This window comes from Mycolicibacterium arseniciresistens, assembly GCF_030519285.1.
Taxonomy (GTDB): Bacteria; Actinomycetota; Actinomycetes; order Mycobacteriales; family Mycobacteriaceae; genus Mycobacterium; species Mycobacterium arseniciresistens.
This window is the reverse complement of sequence record NZ_JAUMSQ010000009.1, coordinates 1-9,378: the sequence shown is the minus strand read 5'-3', so window position 1 is coordinate 9,378 and position 9,378 is coordinate 1. Positions and strand designations below refer to the sequence as shown.

Genomic DNA, 9,378 nt, shown 5'->3' with positions numbered 1-9,378 from the left:
CGCCCAGTTCCGTCTGGGGGAACACCACTCCGACACGCATGTGAGCCCTTTCGCCGCCGCCTCTATGACACCCGCGGTGCGGGCACTATTCCCTGCGAGGTCACCGCGGTAGGCACCTCAAGCGTCCCGCAGCAGGGCGGCCGCGCCGACCAGCCCCGCGTCGCCGCCGAGCTCGGCGGGCAGCACGCGGACCGCGCGCAGGAAGTCCAGGCCGGCGTAGTGCGTGAGCGCCTCGCGCACCGGGTCGAACAGCAGTGGACCGGACTTCGCGACGCCGCCGCCGATGACGACGAGGTCCAGATCGCACACCGCTGCCACCGACGCGATCGTCGCCGCGACGGCGGTCGCGCCGCGGCGGAAGGCCCGTTGTGCCACGGGATCGCCTGCGACCACGGCGTCGGCGAGTTCCTTGGCGTCGGCGTCCGCCGGCGCGTTCCAGCCGTGTTCGCGGGCCCACCGGGCCATCCGCGGTCCGGCGGCGACGGTCTCCACGCAGCCGTGCCCGCCGCACGAGCACAGCGCGCCCTCCGGGTCGACCACCACGTGGCCGACGTGGCCGGCGTTGCCGCTGCGCCCGTCGTAGGGCGCCCCGTCGAGCACGAGGCCGCCGCCAACCCCGGTCGACACCACCATCCCGAGCAGGAACTCTGCGCCCCGCGCCGCGCCGCGCCAGCGCTCCCCCATCGCCATGCACAACCCGTCCCCGCCGAGACGCACCGGGACACCGGTGACCGCGGCCACGCGCTCGACGATCGGAAAGCGTTGCCACAAAGTGATGTTGATGGGGCTGACGGTGCCGGCCGGCAGGTCGATCGGACCAGCCGACGCGATGCCGACGCCGCGGACACCGCCGCCCGCCGCCGCGAGTGCACCGACGATCAGTTCGTCCACCACGTGCCAGATCGCCTCGGCGTCGGTGCGCGGCGTCGGGAGTTTCGCCTGGTGCACCAGCGTCCCCTCGTCGTCGACCAGGCCCGCGGCGATCTTGGTGCCGCCGATGTCGAGCGCCAGCGTAAGAGGCCCCATCAGTGGCGGTGGGTGTTGTCGGGCTGGCGGGGATCGCCGGGGTGCTCGTATCCCGGTGCGAGTGACACGAGTTCGACGCGCCGCGCGTCGAGCCACCACCGGAACGCCCTGCGTCGCGCGGCGGACAGCAGATGGGCCTCGATCGCCGGCCTGACCGCGGGCAGCGCCGGCGGCCTTGGCGGCGAATGCCACCCGTGTCCGCGTGCGCTGTCCGCGAAGCGCATCGGGTTGCGCGCGTGGTATTCCGCCACCGCCTCGGGCGGGACGACGACGTCGGCGGTGACGTCGGCGAACACCGCCCGCGCCAGCGGGTCGGCCAGCACGGCTGCGGCCACGCTGCCGATGTCGAGGCGGGCTGCGTTGTCCGGCAGCACTTCCGGCTCACCGGGCGCGCCGTCGGCGGTCAGTCCGCGTGTCTGGGCCTCGGCCGCCACCACCCGCTCGGTCACCAGCAGCTGGGTGAGCCAGCGGCGCAACTGGCGGCCTTCACTCGTGCCGGGCCGCGGCAATGCCGACGCGGGTGTGCGGGCGCGCAGCGCGGCTTCGCGCTCGTCGATCTCCTCTGCCCGCACGGGGCTGCCCCCGACTGTCGCGGCGACGCTCATCGGACCACCACCTTCACCGCGGATGTGTACAGCAGCCGGCCGGCGCCCGCGACGCGGATCAGCGCCCACCACTCGCCCGGGTCGAGCCAGACCGGCGGCCGCACGTCGAACGACAGCTCCACCGAACCCGACGCCGGTATGTTGGCGCCCACCGCGGCGGGCCCCATCCACTCCCACGTGCCCCACGGGCTGATCAGGTGCGCCTCGACGGACAGGTCCGCGAGCGCATCCGAACCCACCGTCGCCGACAGCGTGGCCGACTCCCCCGCGACGATGTCGACCGGCGACGGTTCGGCGACCAGTTTCAGCAGAGCGGTGTCCGCGACCGGGCCGACCTCGACGATGCAGATGTCTTCGACTGTCTGACGCCAGGATTCGGGGATGTGAGCGATGTCGGCCCCGGTGACCGCCAGTTCGGCGCGCACGGGGTACAGCCCGGGCCCGGCCTGGGCGGGCACCTGCACGGCGAGGTCGGCGGTCAGGTGCTCGCCGGGCGGCAGCACGAACGGCAACTCGGCGGGGTCGGCCGTCCAGCCGGTGGGCAGGACGAGCCGGACATGGCCGTGCAGCGCTGCGTCGGTGCAGTCGCTGGCGGCGGTGAGCCGTAGCCGCACGGCGGAGCCCGGTTCGGCGCTGGTGCGGTCGGGATGCAGATGCGCGACGGCGGGCAGGCCGCCCAGCGGCGCGGGCCCACGGTTGTGCAGCCAGTACCTGGCGAACAGCGGCTGGGCGGCCTCGGATTCCGGCGCCAGCATGGTGGGCTCCCCGTCCAGCACCCGCGGCAGATTGAGCCGCGTCGACACCGTGGCGATCTCGAACCCGTGCAGCCGCAGCCGGTCATGGCCGGACGAGGAGCGAAGGGGCTGTTCGAGCAGGTCGACGCGAGTGGCGTCCGACACCGTACGCAGACCCGAGTGCAACACCACATCGGCTGTGCCGCCGCGTGTCTCGACGAGCCGGAGCACCACACCGGCGGAGGGGTCGGCTTGCCGCACACTGCCGGCGGCCAGCGGGTTGCCCGCCGCCTTGATCGCACCGACTGTCACCGAGGCGGCGGGCTCGACCGTCAGCAGCGACCCCCACGGCGGCAGACCGCCCTCCGGTTCACCGTGGCCGGCGACCGCGAGCAGCGGGTGGGAGAACGCGGCGCTGCGGGCCGGCACATCGGCGTCGCGCCAGTCGCCGGCACCGGAGACGAGCGCGTAGTCGAACGTGTGCGTCCAGTGCTGCAGCTGGAAATTGGAGCCGTCGGGCGCGGTACGCCGCGGCGGGTCGATCCAGGTGCCCGACGGCCATCCGGTGCAGGACCGCATCAGTGAGGTGTGCAGGGTGCCGTCGGGGTCGACGGCGAATCCGGGAACACCGCGGTTGAGCACCGCCACGGTGTGCGCCTCGAACGGCGCCGCGGTGACGGCGGCCTGTTGGTCGACGGTGATCTCGGCGTCGTCGAGGTCGTCGACCAGCGCGGCGACGGCGCCCGGGCCGGCGACGATCAGCACCGGCAGCGCCTGCACGGCGCGCAGATCGGCGCCGGGCACCCAAGCCGTCGCCGGCGATGCCGCGGCGGACACCCACACGCGCGCCGATCCCGTTTCCCGCAGCTGTCGCTGCAACTCCTGACCGTACGTGGGGTCGGCGGTGTCCAGAACCGCTGCGGTGAAGGCGTTCTGGTCCGGGCCACCGAGTGCGATCCGGGTGTCGGGCAGGTTCGAGTCGACGGCGAGGTCCCCGTAGCGGGACTTGTCGGCGCTGCTGCAGGTGGCGGTCACGCCGGCGCGGGCCAGCGCGACGACCAGGTCGCGGGCGGTCGGGGCGGACAACGACTCGGCGGGTGTGACCACCTCGGCGACGCCGACCGGGCACACCTGCGCACCGATCCGCACCCGCACCGCCGACGACAGGCCGAACCAGCCGTATGCCGGGTTGTCCAGCGTCCACGGGTGCGCAGCGGAGTCGACGGCCGTCTCGGCACCACGGTCGTGCAGCAGTCCGAAGCCGCGGCCGATCACCGCGTCGGCCACCTCGCTGACCGGCAGTCCGCCCGGCACCGGGCACGGCCAGCGCAGCCGCAGCAGCTTGTCGGCCCCGGTGAACTCGTCGATCGTGGTGCGGCAGTCCACCCGGGCGACTCCGCGCCACAGGGTCAGCGTCTGGGTGTAGCGCAGAACGCCGGGGATGGCGCCGCGCACCACCAGCCGCTCCCCCAGTGCGCTTCGCAGCGCGGTCACCTCGGCGGCGGCCGCCGACGACCCGGTCACCGGGCCGCTGGGCAGCAGATGCCACGGTCCCTCACCGGATTTCGGATGCGCGGGATACTCGTCGTAGACGGCGAGTTCATTGCCGACCGCACCCGGCGCGATGAGGTCGCGCCCCGCCCCGGCCTCGACGAGTGAGACCACCCCGCCACCGCGTGCCGGATCGGCCTGCAGCCGGTAATACTCGTTACTTATCACATTGTCCGGCAATAGATCCCACCCCGACGCGGGCGCGGCGGCCGCCAGCCGGTAGGACCGCCATCCCAGCGACGGCATGTCGCGGGCGAGCCAACTGACCGTGTGGCCGTCGTCTTCGACGAGTGCGGGCACCTCGGCGCCGTCGGTGTCACGCACGCACACGCCGGCGCCGACGGGCTCGTCGAGTCGCACCGTGACGATGTCATCCCGGTTGTGTGTCAACGTGTTCCACACTACGACCGATCTACCGTCCGGTCCGGTGTGGTCGCCGACTGCTCGCGACAGCAGTGTCAGCGCATTGTCACGGGTGGTGGTGCCGAGCTGCCATGCATCGCGCCAGCCCGTCAGCAGGTCGAGGTAGACCTGATCGGATTCCGAGCCGGTGATGGCGTCATGGTGGGCGCCGTAGGCCAGCTGCACCCAGGCCTTTGCCAGCGCGGCCTGCGGGTAGGTGGCGCCGCCCACCAGCCCGGCGAACACCGCGAAGCGTTCGGCGTCGAGCACGGCGTCCTCTGCGGCGCGGTTGGCCTGCTTGGTGTCGATGTACGACACGTCCTTGCCGGTGTAGATCGGGTTCATGTCGCGGGTCTGCGGTGACGGTTCCACCCCGCGGTCGACGAGTTCGGCGCGCACCGCGGCGAAGAACTCAGCGGGCAGGGCGCAGACGAACCGCGGCCAGGTGTAGCGGGCCGCCCAGTCGCGGTGGATCTGCGTGACCCACTTGTTGGGCGGGGTGTAGTCGGTGCCGACGGGCAGCAACACGTTGCGGGTCAGCGCGACCCGCTTGAGCTTCTGGAACAGGTCGAGGGTGGCGGCCTCCGCCTCCGCCAGCGACGGTGCGGAATCCATCCACCAGCCCGCCGCGTAGTGCGCGGGCATGTAGTGGGTGAGCAATCCCCGCCCGGACGGTGCGATCCACTCGAACTCACTGCTGAACTGCATACGTTCGGGGTCGCCGTCGTCGGCCATCGGACCCCACTGGTGGTGCGGGCCACGGGCCCAGGAACTCGACGTCAGGCCGGCGTCGGCGGCCATCCCGGGGAACTGCGGATCGTGGCCGAACGCGTCGAGCTGCCATGCGGTGGTGGGGCTCGCCCCGAGCACGTCGCGCTGAAAACCCATCCCGCACACGAAGTTCCGGATGGTCGTCTCGGCACTGGTGAGGTTGGTGTTCGGCTCGTTGTACGTGCCACCCATCACCTCGACGCGGCCGTCGGCGATCATGGCGCGCAGGTCGGCGCGGTCCTCGGGATGGGTGTCCCAGTACGGCTTGAGGTAGTCGACCTCGGCGAGGACGAACTTGTACTCCGGTTCACGGCGCGCCATCTCGAGGTGAGCGGCCACGAGGTCGAAACTGTGTGTCTGCCTGCATCGCCCGGGCGGGTCCTCGGTCCACTGACTGGTGTAGGCGGCCTGGGTGTTCCACCACACCGGGTCGTAGTGGAAGTGGCTGATCATGTGCATGGTCCAGCCGGGTTCGGCGACGGTGAAGACGAATTCGGTGTCGCCCGCCCTGGCGGCTCGCTGCTCGCCGGGCACCGGATCCGCGACCGCGACCGGTACTTCGGCGGTGCCGTCGGTGGATGCGGTATGCACCTCGCCGGCCAGCCCGTCGCCCTGGACCGCGATCAGTCCGGCGTCACCGCCGGTGTAGCTCACACGGACGATCTGCAGCGGCGCGCCGGGCGGCCCGACGAACAGCTCCGTCGACTCCGCGGAGGTGACGTGCACCACCGCACCCTACGGTGTCGTCAGCGCGAAATGTCTACGACGAGCGCTCGGTGGTCCGAGATCGGCAGTGCGACGTCGAAGACGCGGTCGACGCGCAGCGTCGGGTCGTCGGTCAGGATGTGGTCGAGCTGGCGGTCGGGCTGTTCCACCGGGAAGGTCAGCGCCGCTCCCAGCGGCCGGAAACCCGACCAGCGGCTCGGCGTCGGCGGGGTCATGTTGAGGTCGCCCATCAGCACCCGCGGCCCGTCGAACCCGCGAAGGTCGCGCACCAGCCGCCGCATCTGCGCCCGGTTCCAGCCCGGCACGAAAGACAGGTGGGTGTTGGCGACGGTGAGCGGTCCGAGTGGCGTGTCGAGTCGGCCGATCATCGCCGCGCGCGGCTCCTCGTTGACGATCTGCACGCGATTCGGGCCCGGCAGGTACATCGGGAACCGCACCGGGATGCGCGGCAGACGGACCACCTGCCACGTCTCGGCGGGGAATCGGGACAGCAGCGCGATGCCGTAGGCCGCCGTGCCGGGTTGTTCGCGGCCGGTGGCGGCCATCCAGGTCGCTCCCGGGGTTCCGGCGATCGCTGCGACGAACCGGTGACTGACCGCTCGCATGGCCTCGGCCGCGACGGCGGTCAGGTCGGCCTTGCCCGATCGCGGCTGGTCGAAATCCACCTCCTGGAGCGCGAGGATGTCGGGGTCGAGTTCCCGCACGGCATCGGCCAGCCGGCCGAGGTCGACGTCGCCGTGACGCAAACTGCGTCCGTGCAGAATGTTGAAGGTGGCCATCCGCATGGGTACTTGGTACCCGCACTTGCCGACCGCAGACACTCAGAGGTAGATCCTTGGCTGCACGAAACGACGAACTGCGCGACGCGCTACGGCGCGCGGCGTCCGCACTGCGCGCGGACGGACCGGACTTCGCGCTGGCAGGCAGCTATGCGCTGTGGGTGTACGGCGGGCCAGAACCCGTCCATGACGTGGACTTCGTGGTCGCCGAACCGGACACCGAGGCCGCGGCGCTGACGCTGGAGAAGGCCGGCTTCCGGATCGAACGGACGCCCGAGGACTGGTTGTTCAAGGCCTGCGTAGGCAGCGACTTCGTCATCGACGTGCTGCACGCACTCAACGGGGTCGCGGTGACGAAGGCGACGGTCGAGGCGGGCGAGGAGTTCGACGTGCTCGCGATCAGGATGCGCGTCATGCCGCCGACCGAAGTGCTGATCGAGAAGCTCAACTCGCTCACCGAACACCACTGCGACTTCGGATCTCTGCTTCCCTCGGTGCGCGCGGTGCGTGAGCAGGTCGACTGGGACCGGCTGCGGGCCGCCACCGCCGACAGCCCGTTCGCGGCCTCCTTCCTGTTCCTGATCGAGCGGCTGGGCATCATCTGACTCCTCCGACCGCGCGACGCAGCCGGTCGGCGACCACCACCGCCGCCTCGACCACCTCCGGCGGATCCAGCACCTCGAAGTCGACGCCCACCATCGCGAAGTACACCGCCATGCGCTCGGGATCGTCGGCGCCGGCGGTGACGATGCAGGCGTTCGGGCCGTCGGCCTCGATCACCGCTGAGGCGTCCGAGAAATGTTGCCGCAGAGTCTCTTCCGATGCCGCGAAGCGGATGCGGGCGACGTAGCGGTAGGGCGATGCGCTGATCGCCCGGCGCACGTAGTCGGCGGCGTCGGGCGCCTCACGCGCGGTGAACGTGCTGCCGAGCGCGCGGACGTCAGCCATCCGGTCCAGCCGCAGGCTGCGCCAGTCCTGCCGGTCGCGGTCGAAGGCGAGTAGATACCAGCGCCGCCCGGTGGTGACCAGTTGGTACGGCTCGAGCCTGCGCGAGGTGGCGGTTCCCGCCCGGTCGACGTAACCGGCGGCGACGTGCTCGCGGTCCCGGCACGCCCGCGCGAGCGTCATCAGCACGTCGGGCTCCACCGGGGTGTCCGTGGTGCCCGACGTGAGCGTCACCGTCGCCTCGTGCACCGCCGACACCTGCGAACGCAGCCGCGCCGGCATCACCTGGTCCAGCTTGCTCAGCGCGCGCAGCGCCGACTCGCCGACACCGGCGACGCTGCCACCGGCGGCCAGCCGCAGGCAGACCGCCATCGCGACCGCCTCGTCGGGATCGAGAAGCAGCGGGGGCAACGCCGCCCCCGCGCCGAGCTGGTAGCCGCCACCGTGGCCCTTGCTGGCGTGCACCGGGTAGCCCAGCTCCCGCAGGCGGTCGATGTCGCGTCGCACGCACCGGGCGGTCACGCCCAGCCGGTCGGCCAGTTCGTCGCCGGTCCACACCCGCCGGCCCTGCAACAGGCCGAGCAGCTGCAGCACCCGGCTCGTCGTTTCCGCCATGTTCACCATCGTGCCGCACTCTTAGGACCGAAACAGTCCTATAACCCTGCGAGGGTGGTGCCATGGAAACGCGAACCGGCCTGAACTCGGTCCTGACCGATCAGCTCGAATACCACTGGACCAACGCACTGCGCCCGCGCCTGGACGGACTCACCGACGACGAGTACTTCTGGGAGCCGGTGCCCGGATGCTGGACGGTGCACCGCGACGGCGGCATCGACTTCAGCTATCCGCCCCCGCAGCCGGAGCCGTTCACCACGATCGCCTGGCGGCTGGCCCATGTCATCGTCGGTGTGCTCGCCGTGCGCAACCACAGTCACTTCGGCGGTCCACCCGCCGACTACGAGTCCTGGGCCTACGCCACCGATGCCGCCACGGCGCTGCGTCAACTCGACGATGCCTACCGGAATTGGATCGACGGGGTGCGCACACTCGGCGACGATGGTCTCGACCGGCGATGCGGCCCCGCCGAAGGGCCCTACGCTGAACGCTCGATGTCGGAACTGGTGCTGCACATCAACCGGGAGGTCATCCACCACGGGGCCGAGATCGCCTGCATCCGAGATCTTTACGCACACTCCACCAACAAGAAAGAGGCCTGAGCCGATGCCCGGAATGCCCCCGCCCGTCGCCGACGAACGTCAGGGTCTGATCGAGTTCCTCGCGTTCCAGCAGAACGCCTTCCTGTCCTCGGCGTACGGCCTGACCGACGAGCAGGCCCGTGCCACGCCGTCGGTCAGTGCGCTGTCGATCGGCGGGCTGGTCAAACACGCCGCCGGGGTGCAGAAGGGCTGGGCCGAACGGGCCGCCCACGCACCCGATTTCCCGCCGCCGGACCCCCGGCCGATGGAGGATCAGATGGCCGAATACCAGGATCAGTACGTGATGCGCGAGGACGAGACGCTGAAGGATCTCCTCGAGGCGTTGAAGGCGCAGAACGCCGAGACCCTGCGGGTGTTCGGGAAAAAGGATCTCGACACCCTCGTGCCCGTCCCGCGCGGTATCCCGTGGTTCCCGCAGGACATCGATCACTGGTCGGTGCGCTGGGCGGCGATGCACCTCATCGAGGAGCTCTCCCGGCACGCGGGTCACGCCGATATCATCCGCGAATCCATCGACGGCGCAACGATGTACGAATTGCTGGCCGCTCGCGAGGAGTGGCCGGAGACCGACTGGGCGCCGCGGTGGCGCCCGCCGACGGTGGCCTGATCCCTACCGGTCGAG

The 9,378-nt window shown here is 71.2% G+C and carries 8 protein-coding genes; 3 read left to right on the top strand and 5 right to left on the bottom strand.

From position 1 onward, the window contains the following. Nucleotides 1-117: 117 nt before the first annotated feature. Genes Q2100_RS02745 through Q2100_RS02730 form a run of 4 tightly spaced genes read right to left on the bottom strand, consistent with a single transcriptional unit; the run spans nucleotide 118 to nucleotide 6,600 of the window. Entirely contained in the window at nucleotides 118-1,026 is a 909-nt protein-coding gene (locus tag Q2100_RS02745; protein ID WP_302912776.1) for an ROK family protein, read from the bottom strand. Beyond that, nucleotides 1,026-1,631, bottom strand: a complete 606-nt coding sequence (locus tag Q2100_RS02740; RefSeq protein ID WP_302912775.1) for a DUF7158 domain-containing protein — start codon at nucleotides 1,629-1,631, stop codon at nucleotides 1,026-1,028. Before Q2100_RS02740 ends, Q2100_RS02745 begins: the two co-directional genes overlap by 1 nt. Further along, nucleotides 1,628-5,815: a glycoside hydrolase family 38 N-terminal domain-containing protein gene (locus Q2100_RS02735; RefSeq protein WP_302912774.1), complete on the bottom strand. Its 4,188-nt coding sequence runs from the start codon at nucleotides 5,813-5,815 to the stop codon at nucleotides 1,628-1,630. Before Q2100_RS02735 ends, Q2100_RS02740 begins: the two co-directional genes overlap by 4 nt. A 20-nt stretch (nucleotides 5,816-5,835) precedes the next feature. Beyond that, entirely contained in the window at nucleotides 5,836-6,600 is a 765-nt protein-coding gene (locus tag Q2100_RS02730; RefSeq protein ID WP_269896809.1) for an endonuclease/exonuclease/phosphatase family protein, read from the bottom strand. Between the two features lie 50 nt (nucleotides 6,601-6,650). On the opposite strand from Q2100_RS02730, the gene Q2100_RS02725 reads away from it, so the two are divergent. After that, entirely contained in the window at nucleotides 6,651-7,199 is a 549-nt protein-coding gene (locus Q2100_RS02725) for a nucleotidyltransferase (RefSeq protein WP_264011674.1), read from the top strand. Here Q2100_RS02725 and Q2100_RS02720 read toward each other — a convergent pair. Next, the gene (locus Q2100_RS02720) at nucleotides 7,192-8,154 is read right to left on the bottom strand and encodes a helix-turn-helix transcriptional regulator (RefSeq protein WP_302912773.1); all 963 of its coding nucleotides are present in this window, start codon (nucleotides 8,152-8,154) and stop codon (nucleotides 7,192-7,194) included. The genes Q2100_RS02725 and Q2100_RS02720 overlap by 8 nt on opposite strands. A gap of 62 nt (nucleotides 8,155-8,216) precedes the next feature. Between Q2100_RS02720 and Q2100_RS02715 the strand changes: the two genes are divergently transcribed. Together Q2100_RS02715 and Q2100_RS02710 are read left to right on the top strand one after the other, a co-directional pair. Further along, nucleotides 8,217-8,756, top strand: a complete 540-nt coding sequence (locus Q2100_RS02715; RefSeq protein ID WP_302912772.1) for a DinB family protein — start codon at nucleotides 8,217-8,219, stop codon at nucleotides 8,754-8,756. Between the two features lie 4 nt (nucleotides 8,757-8,760). Then, nucleotides 8,761-9,363: a DinB family protein gene (locus Q2100_RS02710; RefSeq protein WP_302912771.1), complete on the top strand. Its 603-nt coding sequence runs from the start codon at nucleotides 8,761-8,763 to the stop codon at nucleotides 9,361-9,363. The last annotated feature ends 15 nt before the right edge of the window (nucleotides 9,364-9,378 follow it).

What these genes read in the sequence shown, in the direction of transcription:
- Q2100_RS02710 (WP_302912771.1), top strand. Translation starts at nt 8,761, where the DNA reads ATGCCCGGAATGCCCCCGCCCGTCGCCGACGAACGTCAGGGTCTGATC.
- Q2100_RS02720 (WP_302912773.1), bottom strand. Translation starts at nt 8,154, where the DNA reads ATGGCGGAAACGACGAGCCGGGTGCTGCAGCTGCTCGGCCTGTTGCAG.
- Q2100_RS02715 (WP_302912772.1), top strand. Translation starts at nt 8,217, where the DNA reads ATGGAAACGCGAACCGGCCTGAACTCGGTCCTGACCGATCAGCTCGAA.
- Q2100_RS02740 (WP_302912775.1), bottom strand. Translation starts at nt 1,631, where the DNA reads ATGAGCGTCGCCGCGACAGTCGGGGGCAGCCCCGTGCGGGCAGAGGAG.
- Q2100_RS02745 (WP_302912776.1), bottom strand. Translation starts at nt 1,026, where the DNA reads ATGGGGCCTCTTACGCTGGCGCTCGACATCGGCGGCACCAAGATCGCC.
- Q2100_RS02730 (WP_269896809.1), bottom strand. Translation starts at nt 6,600, where the DNA reads ATGCGGATGGCCACCTTCAACATTCTGCACGGACGCAGTTTGCGTCAC.